General features: G+C 42.0%; 14 protein-coding genes. 12 read left to right on the top strand and 2 right to left on the bottom strand.

Annotated features, from left to right (window positions below; all coding sequences use genetic code 11):
- Window positions 1-465 precede the first annotated feature (465 nt).
- A complete protein-coding gene (locus tag NQ505_RS02970) occupies window positions 466-1,986 on the top strand; it encodes a sulfatase family protein (protein WP_008998089.1) in 1,521 nt (506 codons plus the stop codon).
- A gap of 99 nt (window positions 1,987-2,085) precedes the next feature.
- Here NQ505_RS02970 and NQ505_RS02965 read toward each other — a convergent pair whose 3' ends face one another.
- Window positions 2,086-3,903, bottom strand: coding sequence for a glycoside hydrolase family 2 protein (locus tag NQ505_RS02965; RefSeq protein ID WP_032853311.1), 1,818 nt, complete (start codon window positions 3,901-3,903; stop codon window positions 2,086-2,088).
- A gap of 216 nt (window positions 3,904-4,119) precedes the next feature.
- Window positions 4,120-5,229, bottom strand: a complete 1,110-nt coding sequence (locus NQ505_RS02960; protein ID WP_032853310.1) for a family 43 glycosylhydrolase — start codon at window positions 5,227-5,229, stop codon at window positions 4,120-4,122.
- Between the two features lie 165 nt (window positions 5,230-5,394).
- Here NQ505_RS02960 and NQ505_RS02955 point away from each other — a divergent pair, with 165 nt between their 5' ends.
- The 11 genes from NQ505_RS02955 (at window position 5,395) to NQ505_RS02905 (ending at window position 24,102) form a co-directional block, all read left to right on the top strand.
- On the top strand, window positions 5,395-6,384 hold the full coding sequence (locus tag NQ505_RS02955) for a glycoside hydrolase family 43 protein (RefSeq protein ID WP_008998086.1): 990 nt from the start codon (window positions 5,395-5,397) through the stop codon (window positions 6,382-6,384).
- Window positions 6,385-6,489: 105 nt separating this feature from the next.
- The gene (locus NQ505_RS02950) at window positions 6,490-7,062 is read left to right on the top strand and encodes an RNA polymerase sigma factor (protein ID WP_008998085.1); all 573 of its coding nucleotides are present in this window, start codon (window positions 6,490-6,492) and stop codon (window positions 7,060-7,062) included.
- A gap of 107 nt (window positions 7,063-7,169) precedes the next feature.
- Window positions 7,170-8,378, top strand: coding sequence for a FecR family protein (locus NQ505_RS02945; protein ID WP_032853265.1), 1,209 nt, complete (start codon window positions 7,170-7,172; stop codon window positions 8,376-8,378).
- A 158-nt stretch (window positions 8,379-8,536) separates the two neighbouring features.
- The gene (locus NQ505_RS02940) at window positions 8,537-11,968 is read left to right on the top strand and encodes a TonB-dependent receptor (protein WP_008998083.1); all 3,432 of its coding nucleotides are present in this window, start codon (window positions 8,537-8,539) and stop codon (window positions 11,966-11,968) included.
- An 11-nt stretch (window positions 11,969-11,979) separates the two neighbouring features.
- Window positions 11,980-13,899, top strand: coding sequence for a RagB/SusD family nutrient uptake outer membrane protein (locus tag NQ505_RS02935; protein ID WP_008998082.1), 1,920 nt, complete (start codon window positions 11,980-11,982; stop codon window positions 13,897-13,899).
- A 23-nt stretch (window positions 13,900-13,922) separates the two neighbouring features.
- Window positions 13,923-15,245, top strand: a complete 1,323-nt coding sequence (locus NQ505_RS02930) for a glycoside hydrolase family 76 protein (RefSeq protein ID WP_032853263.1) — start codon at window positions 13,923-13,925, stop codon at window positions 15,243-15,245.
- A gap of 25 nt (window positions 15,246-15,270) precedes the next feature.
- Window positions 15,271-16,413: a DUF4972 domain-containing protein gene (locus NQ505_RS02925; protein ID WP_008998080.1), complete on the top strand. Its 1,143-nt coding sequence runs from the start codon at window positions 15,271-15,273 to the stop codon at window positions 16,411-16,413.
- A gap of 22 nt (window positions 16,414-16,435) precedes the next feature.
- Window positions 16,436-17,902, top strand: a complete 1,467-nt coding sequence (locus NQ505_RS02920) for a DUF4972 domain-containing protein (RefSeq protein WP_008998079.1) — start codon at window positions 16,436-16,438, stop codon at window positions 17,900-17,902.
- Window positions 17,903-18,133: 231 nt separating this feature from the next.
- On the top strand, window positions 18,134-19,393 hold the full coding sequence (locus NQ505_RS02915; protein WP_008998078.1) for a glycoside hydrolase family 76 protein: 1,260 nt from the start codon (window positions 18,134-18,136) through the stop codon (window positions 19,391-19,393).
- A gap of 28 nt (window positions 19,394-19,421) precedes the next feature.
- A complete protein-coding gene (locus NQ505_RS02910; protein ID WP_008998077.1) occupies window positions 19,422-21,593 on the top strand; it encodes a hypothetical protein in 2,172 nt (723 codons plus the stop codon).
- Between the two features lie 31 nt (window positions 21,594-21,624).
- A complete protein-coding gene (locus NQ505_RS02905) occupies window positions 21,625-24,102 on the top strand; it encodes a glutaminase domain-containing protein (RefSeq protein ID WP_008998076.1) in 2,478 nt (825 codons plus the stop codon).
- The last annotated feature ends 2 nt before the right edge of the window (window positions 24,103-24,104 follow it).

The raw sequence follows: 24,104 nt of genomic DNA, 5'->3' as shown, positions 1-24,104 counted from the left end.
GTATATAGTATGAGAGATGTTTTTAAAACAGGCATCTCTCATACTTTTTATAGATATTTTAACGGAAAAAGGGCTTTCTCTCATGCATTTTTCAATGATTTCTCATACACTTCTCATAGTTCTATCGTGCATTTCTCATGCACTTCTCATCGAAATTGCACGGATGATGGGGACTGTAAACGCTTACATTGAAAATAGATGAAGAGCATTTTCCGTTCAAACAACCTGATATCCTCCTGTTTTCCATTCGTTCTTGCCTTGTTATTGATAAAGCATCTATATCGTTCCACTGGAGTGGCACGATCTGTTCACTAGAGTGCACAGGCCTGTTCACTGGAGTGAAAGGAACCGTTCACTGGAGTGGAACGAAAGAGATGGCAGTAGGATAATACGGGCATGCCGCTTGGAAAACATGAAGGCATAGGCGATATCACCTATTAACTACGGTTTTAATACATTAAATATATGAATAAACTAATCACAATCTCTTCTGCACTTCTTGCAGTAACTGTTGCAAAAGCGCAAACACCCAATATCGTGTTTATATTGGCTGACGACTTAGGCTACGGAGACATCTCCGCCTTTAATCCCGATTCTAAAATTCATACTCCTAACATCGACAAACTGGCCGAGCACGGAATTGCCTTTACGGATGCCCATGCTTCCTCTGCTTTATCCACTCCTTCCAGATATTCTCTCCTGACCGGAAGATATCCGTGGCGTACCAAACTGAAACGAGGCGGTCTTGATGGTGATTCGCCTGCTATGATCGACCCTGAACGTCGCACAATCGCACAAATGTTTTCAGCCAACGGATACAATACTGCTTGTATCGGCAAATGGCATTTAGGCTGGGACTGGGGATATACGGACAATGGCAGAAGCATGAAAGATATTGATTTCTCGCTTCCAATCAAGAACGGACCTACCGACAGAGGATTTGATTACTACTTCGGCATCCCTGCATCACTGGATATTTCTCCCTATGTTTATGTGGAAAACAATAAAGCAACCTCTATCCCCGATCATGTGATAGAACCCCAGAAAAAGAACCTGGCTTTACTGATGCACGGAGGAATGGCAGGAGCCGACTTCAAACCGGAAGAATGTTTTCCCAACATCATCCGTCACAGCCTGAACTATATCAATGAGCAGAAAGACAGTAAGAAACCGTTCTTTTTATATTTACCTATTACTGCTCCTCACACACCTATATTGCCTTCGAAAGAATTTCAGGGTAAAACCAGTATCGGCCCCTATGGTGATTTTGTAGTCATGATAGACGACATGGTGCGCCAAATTGTAGAAACATTGAAGAAGAATAAACAACTGGATAACACTATCATCGTATTTGCTTCGGACAATGGCTGTGCTGCTTATATAGGCGTAAAAGAGATGGAAAAACAGGGACATTTCCCCAGTTATATCTACAAAGGTTATAAGAGCGATATTTATGAAGGCGGTCACAGAATCCCGCTCATTGTCTCCTGGAAAGGAAAATACGGGAAAGAGACAAACAATTCTTTGGTTTCATTGATTGACTTTTATGCTACTTTTGCCCAAATGCTTAATCACAATTTGGAGACGGAAGAAGCCGTTGACAGTTATAGTATGTGGCCGATATTGAGCAAGAAAGGCACTTCCGCCCGTAAAGACCTGGTACATGAAGCAGGAGAGGGCTATCTGTCTTTACGTACTCCCCAACTGAAATTGGTATTTTACGGAGGCTCCGGTGGTTGGACATATCCCGTTAAACCTGTTGATGTGGCTAAATTCCCCCCGATGCAATTGTTTGATATCGTGAAAGATCCTTCGGAAAAAGAAAACATCATCGGTGACAAACGTTATGAGAATGAGGTGAAAGAGATGAAACGGACTATGAAGAAATATCTGGAAGAAGGACGCTCTACACCCGGTGAGAAAGTTTCGAATGATACGGAGAATAGCTGGAATCAGGTAAAGATCTTCATGCAGGAAGAAGAGTAAACCCATCGGAAAAAAATAAAAACATAAAAAACAGCACCCTGAATATAGACCTTCAGAGGTGCTGTTTTAAATTCAACAAGGAAAAGAGTATTGTGCTAATTATTCTTTATTCAGAGAGTTACAGATTTTCTGATTGATTTCTCTGATTTTAGCTTCATCCATTTTGATTACTTTACGGTCGTAAGTGAGCAGACCGTTGATTTCACCTTCTACGTCTGTTGTCTGAGTATATACGGCAGCAGAGAATCCTTTCTGGATCAATTCCAACAGATGTCTGCCATATTTAATGTATTCGTTTGTTACTTCGTCCGATGTATTGAACTTCACATAACCCCAGTTTTTCTTGTCATTCACCCAAGTGTTTCCTTCTACTACAAGGCCGATACCTCCGTACTCACCCAATACGGTAGCACGTCTCGGATCGTAAAGGAACATGTTTGGTCCCGGATAGTGGTGAAGGTCGAGAATATCGCCACAAGTGTAGTGATTACCACCACTGGCAGGATTCACCAGTCGGCTAGGATCGTATTCTTTGGTCCAAGCTACGATTTCCGGAGTTTTGAATTGTCCCCATGCTTCGTTGAAAGGTACCCATACAGCGATACTTGGATAAGAGTACAGACAGTCGATGATTTCTTTCCACTCTTTGCGGTAGTTAGCTTCGGAAGCAGCAGAACGGATTACTTCTGTACCGTTGAAATAGTTGCGTGCCTGCCACTGTGGGCTAGGACCACCGTTCGGCATATCTTGCCATACGATCAATCCCAACTGGTCGCAATGAGTGTACCAGCGCGCAGGTTCTACCTTAACGTGCTTACGTACCATGTTGTAGCCGAAGTCTTTTGTCTTTTTCAAGTCGTAAACCAATGCTTCGTCTGTCGGTGCAGTATATAAACCATCAGGCCACCATCCCTGGTCGAGTGGACCGAACTGGAAGTAGTCTTTGTTGTTCAATTGCAGGCGAGTGATGCCATTCGGGCTCTTGCGAACAGAATATTTACGCATAGCAGTATAGCTCTTTACCTGGTCTATTGCTTTTCCGTCTTTGTACAGAGTCACTTCCATGTTGTAAAGGAAAGGAGAGTCTGGCGACCACAATTTAGCATTAGCAGGCATTGCCAGTTCAACGGGTACTCCGTTCAACGCTGCACCTTTGGCTACAAGGTTCTTGCCATCGAATACTTTTACTTCCACTTTGTCTGCAGAAGTTGTGTTGGCAGCCACTTCTACCTTAACAGAGTTATTATCAATATTAGGGGTAGTTTTCAGATTAGCAATGTATTGTGTTGCCACTGGTTCCAACCACACTGTTTGCCAGATACCTGTAACCGGAGTGTACCAAATGCCATGAGGGTTTGCTATTTGTTTTCCTCTGGGTTGTTCGCCACGGTCTGAAGGGTCCCATACTTTTACTACCAGGTCATTATTTCCTTTATTAAGTACGGAAGTGATATCGAAATAGAAAGGAGTAAATCCACCTGTGTGTTCACCTACTTTCACGTCATTCACCCAAACTTCTGCTTTCCAGTCTACTGCTCCGAAGTGCAACAGGACTTGTTTGCCACGCCAGTTGGAAGGAACGTCGAAAGTGCGTTGGTACCACAATTCTTCTTTCTCGTTTATCATTTTGCCTACGCCTGATAAAGACGATTCTACGGCAAAAGGAACAAGGATATCACCCTGATAAGCAACAGGTGCTGGGGCTCCCTTTTTGGTGATTGCATATTTCCAAAGCCCGTTCAGGTTTTTCCAGTCACTGCGTTCCATGATAGGACGCGGATATTCCGGCAATACGTTTTTAGGATCAAGCTGTTCTCCCCACGATGTCTTGATTTTGTCACCGGCAGGTTTCCATTGAGCAAAAGTCGAACTGCATAGAGCCAATGCAAGTAGCATTGTTAGAAAATTCTTTTTCATGTTCATGGTATACATTATAATTAGTTATTGAATTGATATCCCATAAGAAGGAACATTGCAAAGAAAGTGGAATTAAAAGAAAATAAAGGAAATTTGCCGTTCAAAAAACAGCAAAATCTCTTCTTTTTCTATATAAAATCCCGTATAAAGTTACTTTTGATGATAAATACCGGAAAGAGTGGTCAGTTTTTATTCTTTGTTGAATAATTGTTTTTATTATTTGTCAGCAGTTTTTGTTCCTGATGGTTTGGGAAGTTTCGTTCCGGCCTTGTCCGGAACACCCAATACAGGCATTCCGTCTTTGTCCCATTCTATTTTTTGTAGGCGGGGAGAACGTGAGTCCATTGCACCCGGAGCATCGTTCGGTATCTGACGGGCATGATACACCATATAACATTCTTTTCCATCCGGTGAGGGAATGAAAGAACTTCCACCGGGGCCAAAAACTTCATTCTTCGGTTCCTGTTGGAATACGGGTGTCGGATGTTTCTTCCAGGAAGCGGGGTCCAGCAGGTTGGCATTTGCATCTGCTGTCAGTAATCCTACACAATAGTAAGGCGTCCAGCTACCACTGGCGGAATAAAAAATGCATACTTTGTCTTTATTCTTCGGTTGGAAAAAGTGAGGTGCCTCGTTTACATGAATCGGATAGGCCGTTTTACTGCCATCGGGATTGACCCATTGACATTCCCACTCATATTCAGGTTTGGAAATCAGGACTCTGTCGGAGGAAAGTGTCCATGGATTTTCCATGGAAGCAATGTAAATACATTGTGTTTCGCTGTCAATCCTGCGTTTTTGCCATCCGCACCAAATCATGTAACGTTGTCCGTTGTGCTCGAAGGTACTTGCATGAATCGCCCAGTTGTTATTTTTGTCAGTCGGTATACGGCCCTTCATGACAAACTTACCCTCTGTGGGAATAGCAGCCTCGTTCTCAATCACATATATCTGGTGATTGTCCATATTGCCATCGTCTGCGGCGAAGTAAATATACCATTTGTTGTTGATACGATGTATTTCGGGAGCCCATAGGTGATGCGAATTACTAGGGTCGTTCGGTATCCATACCGGCTTTTTAAGACTGTCATTCAAGTTGGTTATATCACTCGTTTCCCAAAGTACGATTCTGCTTTCGGAACCTTGTGTGTAGTAATATTTTCCTTCGTGAAAAACACCCCATGGTTCTGCTCCTTTTTCGCGCAACGGATTCGTATAGGTATCTCCTGTTATTGTTTCCTTTTCCGGCTCTGTTTTCTTCTTGGGTTGGCAAGATGCACAAATAATGATTAAAAGTACAGTTAGTAATGAGATTCCGCTTTTCATGGTATTTTTCATTTTATAATGACACTGCAAAGAAAGCACAAAATCTTGATAAATCATCTTTTTTTTGCAGATTGGTTAGTATTTATCCTTAATTGGCTCATAATTATTGAATTTTCTATTTGTTTTTTCTCATCTTTGTAGCACGAACTTTAAAATTGATATTATATGAAACTAAAACATCTTATTCTTTTCAGTATTATTTGTTGTTCCCAGTCTGTATTTGGACAAAAAGCCGGTCAGCAACCAAAGACAAGTGGCAATCCTGTATTTCCGGGCTGGTATGCCGATCCGGAAGGAATTGTGTTCGGAGACGAATACTGGATTTACCCTACGTATTCGGCGCCTTATGACGAACAAACCTTCATGGATGCCTTCTCGTCTAAAGACCTGGTGAACTGGACAAAACACCCGAAAGTGTTATCGAAAGAGAATATAAGTTGGTTTAAACGTGCTTTATGGGCACCTGCTGTGATTCATGCGAATGACAAATATTATATATTCTTCGGTGCGAATGATATTCAAAGTAATAACGAGCTGGGAGGTATTGGTGTGGCTGTGGCCGACAATCCTGCCGGACCATTTAAGGATGCACTGGGCAAACCTCTGATTGATAAATTTGTAAATGGTGCACAACCGATCGATCAGTTTGTTTACAAAGATGATGACGGACAGTATTATATGTATTATGGTGGCTGGGGACATTGCAATATGGTGAAGCTGGCTCCGGACTTGTTGAGTATCGTACCGTTTGAGGATGGTACCATCTATAAGGAAGTAACTCCCGAAAAATATGTAGAGGGACCTTTCATGTTGAAACGTAACGGTAAATACTATTTTATGTGGTCGGAAGGCGGTTGGACCGGACCGGATTATTGCGTAGCCTATGCGATTGCCGACTCACCATTCGGACCTTTTAAAAGAGAAGCAAAAATATTGGAACGCGATCCTAATATTGGAACGGGTGCCGGTCATCATTCTGTTGTGAAAGGTCCGGGAGCAGACGAATGGTACATCATTTATCATCGCCATCCATTGGGTGAAATGGATGGAAACGCTCGTGTGACCTGCATTGATCGCATGATTTTTGATAAGGACGGAAAAATAAAACCTATAAAGATGACTTTCGAGGGAGTAGAGGCTAGCCCATTGAAGTAAAATTTGAAAAGTTCAGCCCATCGGTAATTAATATTTTAATAAAGATGGGCTTTTTTTGATTTATTGTTTTATTTTTGTCCTTATAAATCCAATATACTTATTATAATGAAATCGGATATACACACTCTCTCTGATTCCCTTTTGTGGAAAAGGTTTCTCGAAGGAGACTCGAGTGCGTATACCCAAATATATAATCAAACAGTACAAGATCTGTTTCGATTCGGATTATTATATACTTCGGATAAAGAATTAATCAAAGACTGCATACATGATGTGTTTGTGAAAATTCACATGAATCGTGCAAAGTTAGCTCCAACAGATAATATTACAGCCTATTTGACGGTAGCATTGAAAAACACTCTTTTTAATGCGCTGAAAAAAACAACAGATTCCCTCCCGTTTGATGAAATAGGTGAGAGGGAAGATACGGTTGATAACTCTCCTTCCACTCCGGAAACTATATATATTAATAATGAACAGGAAAAACTAGTTCAGACAACCGTACATTCTATGATGTCTGTATTGACGGACAGACAGCGCGAAATTATTTATTATCGGTATATCAAAGAGATGAGTATCGATGAAATCAGTGAGGTGACAGACATGAATAATCAGTCTGTTTCTAATTCTATTCAACGGGCTTTGGGACGTATCCGGGACTTATTTAAGAGAAAATAAGAGAGAATAACCAGCCCATTTTTCCTGCCTATCAAAAAAAAGTGGAAAAAACTTCGAAAAAGGTGAGTATAAAATGAAAGTACAACTGTTATTCATACGTAAAGACAATGAAAATAATGAACTCTGAACAAAAACATACAGATTTTTCCCTATATACTTTTGAAGAATTTCTTCAGAATGATTTCTTTATTTCTTCCATGAACTATCCTACGGAAGAAACACAGAAGTTCTGGGATGAATTTGAACAGATGAATCCTTCTAATATCGATGAATATATAGCTGCAAAAAGATATTTGAAAGTTTTTTCGAAAGAGAAGGACGAGGTACTTTCCAATCAGGAAACGGATGATTTATGGACTCGTATCCAAGCGACTAATATAAATAAGGAGAAAGCGCGCCGCAAAAACTATTTCTTAATAGGATTGAGCGCGGCTGCCAGTGTGGCTATTCTTGTGGGAAGCTTCTTCTTTTTGAAGAACTATTCTTCGGCTCTGGACCCGGACATTGCTACATTTGCTGTGAATACGAAAGCCGATTTGCCTTTGACGGAAGAAACTCTGTTGATTTTGGCAGAAGATAATGTTGTGAGTTTGAAGGAAAAAGAAACAGAGATTACGTATGATTCCGTAGAAATCAAAACGAATCAGGAAAGTATACAAAAGGAGAAATCGGCAACTTATAACCAATTGGTTATTCCACGCGGAAAACGTTCGGTATTGACGTTTGCCGATGGATCTAAAGTCTGGGTGAATGCCGGTACGAGAGTGATTTATCCGGTGGAGTTTGAACAAGACAAACGTGAAATCTATGTGGATGGAGAAATTTACATAGAAGTAGCCAGAGATGAAAACCGTCCTTTCTACGTGCGGACTAAAGATATGAATGTCAGAGTGCTTGGTACTAAATTTAATGTAACGGCGTATGAGTCGGAAGCGATAAGGAGTGTAGTGCTGGCACAAGGATGCGTTCAGGTGGAGACAGAGCGGACTCCAAAAGCCATTCTGGCTCCTAATCAGATGTTCAGTTCTGCCGATGGAAAGGAAAATATAACACAAGTAGATGTGGAAGAGGCTATATCATGGGTGAACGGGCTCTATTATTTCCAAAGTGCTGATTTGGGAATTGTTTTGAAACGTCTGTCTACCTATTATGGCATTAACGTAGAATTTGACCCAGCGCTAAGTAAAATAAAATGTTCCGGAAAAATCGATTTGAAAGACAACTTTGAAACAGTAATTAATGGATTAACCTTTGTTGCACCAATCTCTTATGCCTATGATGAACAATATAAAACGTATCGAGTCGTAAAGAAATAGATATGAAAAAATAAGATAAAGAATAAATCTAATTCCTGAATTTTATGGTAATTTTTGTAGAGAGTGGATGATACACGCTATCATCTAGCTGGGACGTGTGTGCCCAAGAATGTTTAGACACAGAAATAATATTATGAGAAATTTTTAACATGTTTAATATGAAAAATGCAATTAGAGAACGGAAGAGTAAGGTTCTCGGGCTATTCCTTTGTTTTTTACTTCTCGGAATAGACTACTCTTTCGCAAGTTACAACAATTATTCTCAATTTAAGACCCTCTCGGTCAGCGTTAATAACTCGACGTTGAGAGAAGTGCTTAAAACGATAGAGAAAAGTAGTCAATTTGTTTTCTTCTACTTAGATGATGCTGTGAACTTAGATCGCAAGGTGTCTATCGACAGTAAGAATAAGAAGATAGAAGAAATTCTTTCTGAACTTTTCGAGGGTACTTCATGTACTTATCGGATCTCTGACAGACAAATCTTTATTTCCGGAAAAGCACCGGCTCCTAATGAACAGCAACAGAATAAACGGAAAATAACGGGACGTGTTACTGATGTAAAAGGAGAACCGCTTATTGGAGTGAACGTTACCGTGGATGGAGATGCGAACGGTTCGATTACCAATATGGATGGTTTGTATGAGATATTCGTAACCAAGAAAAGCGTAGTGCTTAAATTTACTTATATCGGCTTCAAAACTTCAGAAATACGGACGAATGCTTCTACCAATATTTACGATGTGGCTTTGGAAGAACAGGTGAACGAGTTGGAAGAGACTGTGATTGTTGGTTATGGTACCCAGCGTAAAATAAGTAATATCGGTGCACAGTCTTCTATGAAGATGGAGGATATTAAAACACCTTCTGCCAGTTTAACTACAACGTTGGCAGGTCGTTTGGCCGGTGTTGTAGCCGTGCAACGTACGGGAGAACCGGGTAAAGATGCCGCTGATATCTGGATTCGTGGTATTTCTACTCCCAACACTTCTTCTCCGCTGGTATTGGTGGATGGAGTGGAACGTTCGTTCAACGACATCGATCCGGAAGACATTGAATCGTTGACAACACTGAAAGATGCATCGGCAACGGCTGTGTATGGTGTGCGAGGCGCTAATGGTGTGATTCTGATTAAAACCAAACCGGGAAAGGTGGGGAAACCGACAGTGAGCGCGGATTATTATGAATCGTTTACCCGTTTCACGAAGATGGTTGATTTGGCAGACGGTATCACTTATATGAATGCAGCTAACGAGGCAATGCGTAATGACGGTATTGCTACAAAATATACGGAAGACCAAATTCGTAATACGATTGCCGGCAAAGATCCTTATTTGTATCCGAACGTGGATTGGTTGAAGGAAATCTTTAATGATTGGGGACATAATCGCCGTGTGAATGTAAATGTGCGGGGTGGTAGTGAAAAGGTTGCTTATTATGCGTCAGTCAGCTACTTCAATGAAACAGGTATGACGGTGACTGATAAGAATATCAACACCTATGATTCCAAAATGAAATATAGCCGTTATAACTTTACCACTAATCTGAATATTGATGTGACTCCTACTACTAAAGTGGAGATCGGTGCACAAGGTTATTTGGGAGAAGGAAACTATCCGGCTATCTCTTCTGCTGATTTGTATAATGCGGCAATGTCAATTTCACCGGTTGAATATCCAAAGATGTTCTTTGTCAACGGAGAAGCCTATGTACCGGGAACTTCAACTAACAATAACTTTAATAACCCTTATTCACAAGCTACCCGTCGTGGATATGATAACCTGACGAAAAATCAGATCTATTCTAACTTACGTATCACACAGGATTTGGATATGCTTACTAAAGGGCTGAAATTGACTGCCATGTACGCGTTCGACGTGTACAATGAGATACATGTACATCAGGACCGTGCAGAGTCTACTTATAACTTCCTGGATACCAGTGTTCCTTACGATATGGACGGACAACCCATTTTGCAACGTATTTATGAAGGAAGTAACGTGTTGAGTTATACACAGGAAACAAGTGGTAATAAGAAAACTTACCTGGAAGCTTCCCTGAACTATGACCGGACGTTCAATGACGATCATCGTGTCAGTGCACTGTTCCTGTTCAACCAGCAGTCCAAGTTATTGTATCCGAAAGGTACACTGGAAGATGCGATTCCTTATCGTATGATGGGTATTGCCGGTCGTGCTACTTATTCATGGAAAGACCGCTATTTTGCAGAATTCAACATCGGTTATAACGGTGCCGAGAACTTCTCGCCTAAACATCGTTTCGGTACTTTCCCTGCATTTGGTGTGGGTTGGGTTATCTCAAACGAGAAATTTTGGCAACCGCTGTCAAAAGCTGTTTCTTTCCTGAAGATACGCTATACGGATGGTAAAGTAGGTAATAGTGAAGTTTCCGACCGTCGTTTTATGTATCTGGACCAGATGAAAGAGAATGGCGATTATGGTTATAAATTCGGACCGAATGGTACCAAATGGTCTGGTTATGAAACAGTGAATATGGCTGTTGACTTGATTTGGGAAGAATCTCGTAAACAAGATTTGGGTATTGATATTAAACTGTTTAATGACGACCTGTCTATTGTATTCGACTTGTTTAAGGAACGTCGTGAAAACATCCTGTTGAAGCGTGAGCATTCTATACCTTCATTCCTGGGATACAATACATCTGCTCCTTATGGAAATATTGGTATCATAGAAAATAAAGGATTCGATGGAACGATAGAGTATAACAAGCGCATTAATAAAGACTGGGTACTTGCGCTTCGTGGTAATATCACCTTTAATAAGGATAAATGGATTCAGGGAGAACTGCCGGAACAGAAATACGAATGGATGAACCAGTATGGACGTAACATCAATGGAGTGAAAGGATATGTGGCCGAAGGACTGTTCACTCAAGCTGAAATAGATGATATGGCACGTTGGGAATCGTTGTCGGATGCCAATAAAGCAATCACTCCCAAACCATTTGCTTCACAGTTTGGCACTGTAAAGGCGGGAGATATCAAATACAAGGATTTGAACAATGACGGTCAGATTGATGCGTACGACCAGACTTACATTTCCCGTGGGGATGTGCCGACAACTGTTTATGGTTTCGGATTTACCGTAGGTTGGAAAGACCTGTCAGTAGGTATGATGTTCCAGGGCGTAGCAGGAGCCGAACGTGTTTTGAACGGTAGCAGTATAAATCCGTTTAACGGCGGTGGTGGTAGTGGTAACCTCTACTCTAACATTGGTGACCGTTGGACAGAGGAAAATCCGGACCAGAATGCCTTTTATCCCCGCTTGTCTTATGGAAGTGAAACAACCAGTAATATTAATAACTTCCAGAAGAGTACCTGGTGGGTACGTAACATGAATTTCCTGCGTCTGAAGACATTGCAGATATCTTATAATTTACCGAAACCTTGGGTGAATAAAGTTCATCTGAAGAATGCAGCCGTATATGTAATGGGAACTAACCTGTTCACTTTGAGTCGTTTCAAATTGTGGGATCCGGAGTTGAATACCGATAATGGTGCTTCTTATCCAAATACGACCTCTTACTCAGTTGGTATTAATTTCACATTCTAAACAAAAAGATAATGAAAAAATATAATTATATAATCGTTAGTTTGCTGACATGTCTCTTGACGACATCTTGTAATGACTATTTTGACCAGGTGCCTGATGACCGTTTGTCACTCAAAGAGATTTTCACAACCAGAGATGGAGCCTTGCGGTATCTTTCGAACGTATACACATTCTTACCAGATGAATTTAACCAACGTCAGGTACATGAGACCAGTCTGTACCGTACTCCCGGTCCCTGGACAGGCTCCAGTGACGAGGCAGAGTGGACAAATGACAATAAGGGAAAACTGATAAATAACAATTCTATCGATGCTACTGAAGGAACGATGGTATTATATCGCTGGAAGAGCTGGTTTTCAGGTATCCATGAAGCTGCAGTATTTACAGAAAATGTAGATCAGGCACCGTTGACTGTTACGGAAAGAAATCAGTGGAAAGCAGAAGCTAGAGCTTTACGGGCTATCTACTATTTTTATTTAGTGCGTACTTATGGCCCGGTTCCTTTACTTGAAAAGGACTTTGCGATGGATACTCCGAGTGACGAGTTGCAACTCCCGCGTAATACGGTAGATGAGTGTTTCGATTTTATCGTATCAGAACTGAAAGGTGCGCAAAACGACGGTTTGCTGGATGATGCTTCTACTGATAAGGTGTCCGGATATGGTCGTATTGACAAAGCGATTGCACAGGCATTTATCATTGAGGCATTGACTTATCGTGCCAGCTGGTTGTTTAATGGAGAAAGTACCTATTATTCTGATTTGGCTAATAATGATGGAACAAAACTATTTCCCAGCAGACCGGATGAAGCCACCAAACGTGCCAACTGGCAGAGAGTGATTGATGAATGTAACACATTCTTCTCTAATTATGGCAGCCGTTATCATTTGATGTACACCAATAAGGACGGTGTTTCTGTTTCCGGCTCGGATTCGGAAGGATTCAGCCCGACGGAATCTTATCGTCGTGCAGTGAGAACCCTGTTTTCTGAAATGGGTAACAATAAAGAGATGATTTTCTATCGTCTGGATAATTCAGCAGGAACCATGCAGTACGACCGTATGCCGAATAGATCCGGTAATACGACCGATTATAGAGGGGGTAGCTTGTTGGGGGCAACACAGGAAATGGTAGATGCTTATTTCATGTCAAACGGAGAATCTCCTATCTCCGGCTATAGTGCTGATGGTGTCACTCCGATTATCAATGAGGAATCCGATTATGTAGAAGAGGGAGTCTCCACAACAGAATACAAAGGAACAGACGGTACATTATATGCACCGGTAGGAACCAGAATGATGTATGTCAATCGCGAACCTCGTTTCTATGCAGATATAACCTTTAGCAATTCAAAATGGTTTGATGGAACAGAAGGTGGTTATGTAGTAGATTTCACTTATAGCGGAAGTTGTGGTAAGGAACAAGGTAGCAATGACTATAGTAGTACTGGTTATCTGGTACGTAAATGTATGGATTCCGGCGACCGTAACCAAAATCTGGTTTGTGTACTCTTGCGTCTGACTAATATTTATTTTGACTATGTCGAAGCACTGGCACATGTCAGTCCGACTCATGAAGATATATGGACTTATATGAACATGATCCGTAAGCGTGCAGGTATTCCGGGATACGGTGAGACAGTCAATCTGCCTAAACCGACTACAACGGATGAGGTCATGGAGTTGATCCGCAAGGAGAAACGCATCGAATTGAGTTTCGAAAACTGCCGTTATTTTGACGTACGCCGCTGGGGATTGGTAAATGAATATTTCAACAAGGCAATTCATGGAATGAATGTCAATTATGACGGAAATGAATTCTTCAAACGTACGGAGATTGTAAAACGTATTTTTGACCGTCAGTATTTCTTCCCGATACCACAGGGTGAGATTGATATTGATAAGAACTTGGTTCAGAATACAGGATTCTAAATACTGATTATAAAATAGAAATTATGATGAAACAATATATTTTCTCTGCAGTTTGTCTCATGTCCGGTGTCTTTTGTATGTCCTCTTGCAATGAGGATAAGCAGGCAAAGCCGTATACGCCGGATTATGAGATTGTCCCGGAGTATACCAATGCAGATACCTGGACTGCCTATGAGGCATTTAATGATTACTTGCTGGACCCCGATAAGAATATTTATAAAACAAGTACCGCTTATACTGCTGCTGTAGACCGTAATAACGGAGCTGCCGCTATCTGGTGCCAACCTATCTACTGGGACATGGCGATGAATGCTTATAAACTTGCAAAAGCGGAAGGGGATACGGAAAGAGAAAACAAATACAAGCAGTTGTGCGATGATTTGTTTGCCGGAAATAAAGCGCATTATGCAAACTTTGATTTTGACGATAATAATGAGAACACCGGCTGGTTTATCTATGATGATATCCAATGGTGGACCATTACTTTAGCGCGTGCTTATGAATTGTTTAAAGTAGACGAGTATCGCAGTCTGGCAGAAGCAAGTTTTGCACGTGTGTGGTATGGCTCGGAAAAGGTCGGTGATACGGGTTCGTATGCAGATCCTGAAAAGAATTTGGGTGGAGGTATGTTCTGGCAATGGCAGCCTATCAGCAATCCGAATGAGAATGTAGCCAGCGAAGGCAAGATGGCTTGTATCAACTTCCCCACTGTAGTGGCTGCATTGACTCTCTACAACAATGTTCCTGCTGACCGTGTGGCAGATCCGAATCCGGAAAGCTGGAGTAATGAGTACGGTAACTTTACCCGTCCGCATTATGAAACAAAAGATGCTTATCTGGCAAAAGGAAAAGAAATCTATGAATGGGCTGTGAAGAATCTGGTGGACAGCAATACTGGAGAAGTAGCCGACAGTAAGCATGGCGAAGGAAATCCGGCATGGTCAGACCATGTGTACAATCAGGCCACTTTTATCGGCGCTTCGCTATTGCTCTATAAGGCTACCGGAGAGAAAACATATTTGGATAATGCGGTTCTGGGAGCCGACTATACGATGAATACCATGTCTGCAACCTACGATTTATTGCCGTTTGAGAGTGGAGTGGAACAGGGTATTTATACCGCTATCTTTGCGGAATACATGGCTATGCTGGTAAACGATTGTGGTCAGACACAGTACTTACCATTTTTGAAGCGTAATATTAATTATGGCTGGGCTAATCGCGATCAGACACGTAATCTGTGTGGTGGCGAATACCATAAGGCGCAGATAGAAGGTGCTACTATCGACAGCTACAGTGCGTCCGGAATACCGGCATTGATGTTATTGTTTCCGGCAGATAAATAATTGTAACCCATAAAAAAGAAGAATAATGAATACGAAATATTCAAATTGGAAAATGTGGTATTATGTGTTATGCATGGTACTGACACTTCAATTGGCGGCTTGTTCTGAAGAAACACATGACGAGTATACTGCAGCTCCTGAAATAGAGGATGCCTATATCGACCAACTAGATGCATTGATTGCTGAAATGACCGATTTGCAGCAAAATTCGGAATACGGAGATAAAAAGGGACAGTATCCCACCGAAAGTCGGGCTATTCTGACAGATGCGATAGATGATGCTAATCGTGCAGTACTTCTAATCAAATATCAGAAACCTTCTCCGTCAGAAAGTGAGAAACAACGCTATGTGGCAGAAGCCGAGGCAGCTATAGAACAGTTTGAAAGCACGATCCGTACAGAAGATGCTGAAACTACACCGGCTGAACTGTTTGTGGATGGACGTGGCGACGGTGGTTCTTATATTGATTTCGGACGTAGCGAAGAATATGTGAATTTCGGAACCGAAGGAAATCAAGCCTTTACTGTCGAGTTCTGGGTGAAAGTAACCAAAGGTGGTGGAAAAGATCAGAATGTGTTCCTCTCTACCTACATGGGTGGTGACGGATGGCGCAATGGCTGGATGATGTATTGGCGTAATGCAGACGGTGGTATTTACCGTGCGAGCTGGGGCGAGACGGGTGGAAATATCTGTGAACCATCATTGAAGGCTCCGGAAGATGGAGAATGGCAACATTTCTTGTTTGTGTACAGTGACAAAGGTTTGCCGGGTAGTCCGGAATATCGTGCGAAGTTGTATGTGAATGGAGAAATGAAAACAACCGAGGGAAGTGTTGGCAGCAGATTCTATAATTCCAGCAACTATGCCAGCTATAACACACCAATGACTGCTTTCGGACGGTATATGCGTACCAGTGATAATCTGTTTGAAGAAGGTTTTGCCGGCTATATGAAGAAAATCCGTATCTGGAAAAGTGCAAAGGATAACGAATATATCCAGAGCTCTTATAATGGGACGGCTGAAGTGACTGGTAAAGAAGAAGACTTGGCGGCAGCATGGGATTTCACCACCAAACCTTCCGGTTCGGGTAATGAAGTAATAGACCTGACAGGCCGTCATACTGCTAAGATTATCGGTACTTACGAGTGGCAACGTATTGTTGAATAATAATGTAAAAACGATGAAAAACATGAAATGTTTAACTAATAAATGGAGAGAGGGAGCAATGCTCCTCTCTTTCCTCCTGATTTCTTGTCTGGCAGGGATATTTACCGCTTGTGATGATATTGAAGACGAGTATATAACAGATACACAATTGAGTATCCTGCAAGAGAACCGTACATCATTAAACTATTTATTGAAAAATTCAACCTACGGAACTGCTCCCGGCACCTATCCCGAAACCGGAAAGGATGTATTGAATGCTGCCATTGCCGAGTTGGATGCCTTGATTGAGCGGGTAGAAGGCGGGGAAGAACTGGATGAAACAACTCTGGAAGCTGCTGTAGCAAAGGTAAATAAGGCTATTGATGAGTTTAAGAATTCAAAATTCTATAATCTGTCTCCGGAAGCACAACAATATATTAATAATTTGCTGGCTAAAGCGGATGAAATACTTACAATCGTTAATGATGACACGAAGTGGGGAAATCATCAGGGCCAATATCCGGTTGATAATAAATCAGTTTTGGAGAGCGCTGCTCAAGACCTGGAAAGTCTGGCTGAAAGAATCAAATCCGGTTCCATTACAGATATGACGCAGGAAATCTATGATGAGGCTATTGCTGCCGCCGATAAGAAAGTGGAAGAAGTAGAAGACTCTGCATGGCCGGATAACAGCCAGATTACTTGGAATTTGTTTGTAGACGGAAATGCCGGTTCATATATAGACTTTGGTTATAGTGAGGATTATGTGAAGTTTGGAGAGGATGATAATCAAGCATTCACGATAGAACTTTGGGTGAATATCAAAGAATATTGTAATAAACAGGGAGAAGATAACTGTACTTTCCTTTCTACGATGACAAACGATCCTTATTGGAGCGGATGGCGTGCACAGGATCGTATGAAAGGGTTATTGAGGACAATGGTTGCTCATTGGGAAGATGATAATCATACGAATCCTCAAGAGTGGGAACCGGGATGGAAGAAATCAGATAACTGGACCAAAGATCGTTGGACGCATTATGCATTCCTGTTCAGAGATAAAGGCCTGCCGGGATTTGATACTCCGACAGATGTGAAGTGTTATTCCATGATTGACGGTACGAGACAAGGTGATCCCATTCGTGTGGGTGAGTCCTGGAGAACGTATATCAATGAACAATCCATAGTCAATCAGGTTAAAATGACCGGATTCTGTATGATGGACAATAATGGAAACCGTAACGAATGGTTTTCAGGTTACATAAAGAAGATACGTATCTGGAAAACAAACCGGACGGAAAATCAGGTATATGCTTCTTATATGGGTAATGAAGAAGGTGTAAGTGCCGATAATCCGAATTTGGTAGAAGCCTGGGATTTTGAGGTGAAAGGTGATCAGCCTACTCAAAGTGCTACTAGAACAATTACAGGTCTGAAAGGTCATAAGGCAACATTAAAGGGTGATGATTGGCAATGGATTGAGTCCACAGACATTACAGATAACAAATAATTGTTTACCGGAATGAGTTTTCAATAGGTAGATTAAATATTCCCCTTATCTCTGTCGTAAGGCAGAATGAGGGGAAATTATTCTCCAATAACCCTTTATTAATCCTATATTTTTATTGTAGAAAAGCGTTTTGGTCTGTATTTGTTCTTTATTGAATAAATATTATTGTTTTTTTTCAGCTATTTCTGCAATCTTTGTAACAGGAAAAATACTATAAACTTATAAACTATCATGAAAAGCAAAATTCTTTTGGCTCTGACACTACTATTGGGAGCATCAACTACTATATGGGCAGTCGGCAATTTAGGAAAAGCAAACCAGAAGAAGCACGCATATACTAACGAAGATGTATGGGCAGCTTACGAAGGATTTAACAATACCCTACTAGACTCTAGTAAATATATTTATAAAACAAGTTCCTCTTATCCAAGCGCTGTTGACCGCGGTAATGGAGCGGCGGCTATCTGGTGTCAGCCTATTTATTGGGACATGGCAATGAATGCTTATAAACTGGCAAAGGCACAGAAAGACAAAAAGAAGACTCGTGAGTATAAAGCACTTTGCGAGAAAATCTTTGCAGGAAACAAAGCACAATATTGCCAGTTTGATTTTGATGATAACAACGAAAACACCGGCTGGTTCATCTATGATGATATCATGTGGTGGACTATCAGTCTGGCGCGTGCATACGAGCTTTTTGGAGTGGATGAATATCTGAAACTCTCGGAAGCCAGTTTCAAACGTGTGTGGTATGGTTCGGAAAAGGTGGGTGATACCGGTTCGTATGACAAAGAAAACGGAGGTATGTTCTGGCAATGGCAACCTATTCGGAATCCGAAACCGAATAAATTCGGTGATGGAAAGATGGCATGTATTAACTTTCCGACAGTGGTGGCAGCATTGACCCTCTACAATAACGTGCCTGAAAACAGAAAAGAATCGACCAGCAAACGGCCGGATTATCAGACGAAGGCTCAATATCTTGCCAAAGGCAAAGAAATCTACGAATGGGGAGTGGAAAATCTGCTGGATAAAGAAACAGGAAAGATCGCTGATAGCCGTCATGGAAATGGCAATCCCGCGTGGAAAGCGCATGTCTACAACCAGGCAACCTTTATCGGTGCATCCATATTGCTTTATAAGGCGACCGGAGAGAAACGTTATCTGGACAATGCTATTCTGGCAGCAGACTATACAGTGAAAGATATGTCAGCAGAACATAAAGTGCTACCTTTCGAAAGTGGTATTGAACAGGGAATCTATACTGCCATCTTTGCTGAATACATGGCATGGTTAGTATATGATTGCGGACAAACCCAATATCTTCCGTTCCTGAAACATACCATCAAAACAGGTTGGGCAAACAGAGATGAGACGCGAAATGTGTGTGGAGGTGAATATCATAAGAAATTGCCGGCAGGTGCGGAAATCAACAGTTATTCTGCTTCTGGTATACCGGCATTGATGCTTTTATTCCCGGCTAAGAAGTAAATAGAAAACGACACAGAACCACGTGAAAATGAATAATAAACAACTACTGATTATATTCAGCCTTTTATTAACCGGTAATAATGTTTCCTTTGCTCAAACTCAAGCGGTTAACGGCAAGGAAGCGAAAACAACTTTTCAAACAGCCGAACCTTGGAAATCGGAAACAGATGTGCGTGCCGATGCTACGATGGTATATGGCACACTTGATAAAAAGGGAGTTTCTTTTGAACAGCGTGTTCAGTCGTGGAGAGATAAGGGATATCAGACACAATTTATGACCGGAGTGGCATGGGGAGATTATCAAGACTATTTCCTCGGCAAATGGGATGGAATAGACGGTCATCTGAAAGAAGGTCAACGGGATCGTAACGGAAACGAGATAGCTCACGGACACTTGATACCCTACATTGTACCTACCGAAAGTTTTATTCGTTATATGCAGGAAACGCAGATAAAGCGGGTGATTGATGCCGGAATTACTTCTATTTATTTAGAGGAACCGGAATTCTGGATGCGTGGCGGATATAGCGAAGCCTTCAAGTCTGAATGGCAGAAATATTATAATTTCCCCTGGAGACCTCAACATGAATCTCCCGAGAATACCTACCTTTCCAATAAGTTGAAATATCACCTCTACTATCATGCACTGGATAAGATATTTACTTATGCCAAAGAATACGGTAAGTCGAAAGGGCTGGATGTGAAATGTTATGTGCCCACTCACTCTTTGATTAACTACACTTCCTGGCAAATCGTAAGCCCGGAAGCCAGTCTGGCTTCATTGGATTGTGTAGACGGCTACATAGCACAGGTGTGGACGGGTACTGCCCGTGAACCGAATTTCTATAACGGTGTAAAGAAAGAACGTGTATTCGAGAATGCCTTTCTCGAATATGGCTGCATGAAATCCATGACCGCTCCTTTGAACCGCAAAATGTATTTCCTGACCGATCCGATTGAAGACCGTGCCAAAGACTGGCTGGACTATAAGATAAATTATCAGGCTACTTTTGCTGCACAACTAATGTACCCGATGGTAGATACTTATGAAGTGATGCCCTGGCCGGACCGTATTTATCAGGGATTATACCGGATAGCCGGAACCGATCAGAAAGAACGCATCCCACGCTCATACTCCACGCAAATGCAGGTGATGATTAATACACTGAATGACATTCGCACCTCTGACAAGCAGATCAACGGTACGCACGGCATTGGGGTATTAATGGCAAATTCGCTGATGTTCCAGCGCTTCCCGGATCATAACGGATATGACGATCCGCAATTCTCCAGCTTCTATGGACAAACTTTGCCATTATTAAAAAGAGGAATTCCGGTGGAACTGGTACACATGGAGAATACTCCGTTTCAAGAAACTTTCAAAGGACTTCAGGTACTCGTAATGTCCTACTCAAACATGAAACCAATGAAGCCGGTATACCATAACTATCTGGCAGACTGGGTTAAAAAGGGAGGGACACTGGTGTATTGCGGAGAAGATGTCGATCCTTATCAAACGGTTTTGGAATGGTGGAATACAGAAGGAAACGCCTACAAAGCCCCTTCGGAACATCTGTTTGAGGCAATGGGCTTGTCCCGCACTCCCGGTGATGGAACATACCATTCCGGCAAAGGCACTGTGATTGTCATGCGCGAAGATCCGAAGCATTTTGTATTGAAGAACGGGAACGACCGCAAATACTTTGAAACGATTGCATCCGCCTATCTGAACCAAACAGGTAAAAAGATAGAAATCAAAAACAATTTTGTAGTGGAACGGGGACCTTATACAATCGCGGCAGTAATGGATGAAAGTTCTTCTAAAGAGCCTTTGAAACTGTCGGGACTGTATATCGATTTATTCGACAAAGACCTGCCGGTACTGACCGTGAAACAGATTAATCCCGGTGAACAGGGATATTTGTATGACTTGAGTAAAGTATCCGGTAAGGTGAAAGCAAAGGTACTTTGCGGAGCTTCTCGCATTTACGATGAGAAGGTAGGGAAGCAGAGTTACTCGTTCGTAGCTAAGAGTCCGTTACATACGACGAATGTATCAAGAATCCTCTTGCCGCGCAAGCCCGGGAAAGTCCTGGTAAACGGAAAGACGGAACAGTCGGAATGGGATGAATCTTCAAAAACTCTTTTATTGAGTTTCGAGAACGATCCTGCCGGAGTGAATGTATCCATAGAATGGTAAAATAGATTAAATAAAACAGGTGATTTAAATTATGAAACAACAACTGATGATGCTGTTGCTGGGAACAGCTTCTGTATTTTGTAGCTGTGAGACCCAGATAGAACAGCACGAGAAAAATGAATTACGTGCTCCGGCATACCCGCTGGTGACGATTGACCCTTACACCAGTGCATGGTCTACTACTGACAATCTGTATGATGGCTCCGTGAAACATTGGACAGGTAAGGACTTCCCTTTGCTGGGAGTTGCTAAAGTAGACGGACAAACTTACCGTTTCATGGGAACGGAAGAACTGGAACTACGTCCTTTGGTAAAGACATCCGAACAAGGTAGCTGGACAGGAAAGTATACCACTCAACAGCCTGCTGACGGATGGCAGAATGCTGGATTCAATGATAAAGCATGGAAAGAAGGCGAAGCTGCTTTCGGAACCATGGAGAATGAACATACAGCCAAGACCCAGTGGGGTGAAGAATTTATCTGGGTACGCCGGGTGGCTGATATTCAGGAAGACTTGACAGGAAAGAATGTATATCTGGAATTCTCTCACGACGATGATGCTATCATCTATATCAACGGCATCAAAGTGGTAGATACAGGTAATGCTTGTAAAAAGAACGAGAGAGTGAAGCTGCCCGAAGAAGTGGTAGCTTCTTTGAAACCGGGTGAGAACCTGATTGCCGGCTATTGCCGTAACCGTGTAGGAAACGGATTACTGGATTTCGGATTGTTGGTAGAACTGGACGGTTATCGTTCTTTCCATCAAACAGCACAACAAACATCTGCAGACGTACAGCCTATGCAGACTTATTATACCTTTACTTGCGGTCCGGTAGATTTGAAACTGACATTTACCGCTCCTATGTTTATGGATAATCTGGATTTGCTGTCACGTCCGGTCAACTATATTTCTTATGAAGTAGCTTCCAATGACGGCAAGAAACATCAGGTTGAATTGTATTTCGAAGCATCTCCGCAATGGGCAATCGACCAACCTCATCAGGAATCTGTGGCCGACAGCTTTACTGACGGCGACTTGTTATTCCTTCGTACCGGAAGCCGTAATCAGGAAATCCTGAAGAAGAAAGGCGACGATGTACGTATCGATTGGGGACATTTCTATCTGGCTGCTGAAAAAGAAAACAGCACATCTGCAATCGGCGATGGTAGAGAACTGCGTAAGAGCTTTGTAGCTAATAAGTTGGAAGCTCCTACCACGAATGGTTATGATAAACTGGCTTTGGTACGCTCATTAGGCGAAACACAAAAAGCGGATGGTCATTTATTGATCGGATACGATGATATTTATTCTATCCAATACTTTGGCGATAACCTGCGTCCTTACTGGAACCGTCAGGGTAATGAAACGATTGTATCCCAATTCCAAAAAGCAGAAAAAGAATATAAGACACAAATGAAGAACTGTGCCGCTTTCGACAAGAAAATGATGGAAGAAGCGATTGCTGCCGGTGGACGTAAATATGCCGAACTTTGTGCATTGGCCTATCGTCAGGCATTGGCTGCTCATAAATTGGTAGAAGCTCCGAACGGTGACCTCGTATTCCTTTCTAAAGAAAACTTCAGTAATGGTTCTATCGGAACAGTTGACCTGACTTATCCGGGATCTCCGCTGCTTTTGTACTATAACCCGGAACTGGTGAAAGCTACCATGAACCATATTTTCTATTATAGCGAAAGCGGAAAATGGGAAAAACCGTTTGCTGCGCATGATATAGGTACTTATCCATTGGCTAACGGCCAGACTTATGGCGGTGACATGCCAATAGAAGAATCAGGTAATATGGTAGTACTGGCTGCTGCTATTGCAAAAGTGGAAGGTCATGCAGAATATGCACAGAAACATTGGGAAACGTTGACTATCTGGACAGACTATCTGGTAGAGTACGGACTTGATCCGGCCAACCAACTTTGTACCGATGACTTTGCAGGTCACTTCGCACACAATGCCAACCTTTCTATCAAAGCGATCATGGGGGTTGCTTCTTATGGCTATCTAGCTGATATGCTGGGCAAAAAAGAGGTGGCTGAAAAGTACACACAGAAAGCGAAAGAAATGGCTGCCGAATGGGTGAAAATGGCGAACGATGGCGACCACTATCGTCTGACATTTGACAAACCGGGAACATGGAGCCAGAAGTATAACTTGGTGTGGGATAAACTGTTGAATCTGCAAATCTTCCCTAAAAATGTTGCAGAAACGGAAATAGCTTACTATCTTTCGAAGCAAAATAAATATGGTCTTCCGTTGGATAACCGTGAAACATACACAAAAACCGACTGGATCATGTGGACCGCTACATTGGCTGACGACAAAGCTACCTTTGAGAAATTTATTGAACCGGTATATCTGTTTATGAACGTAACACCTAACCGCGTTCCGATGTCCGACTGGGTATTTACGGATGAACCGAATCAGAGAGGCTTCCAGGCACGTTCCGTTGTAGGTGGATATTTTATCAAGATGCTTGAAGGAAAACTGATTAAATAAAA

Origin of the sequence: Bacteroides sp. D2 (assembly GCF_025147085.1) — a bacterium.
Taxonomy (GTDB): Bacteria; Bacteroidota; Bacteroidia; order Bacteroidales; family Bacteroidaceae; genus Bacteroides.
This window is presented reverse-complemented; position numbering and strand designations above follow the sequence as displayed.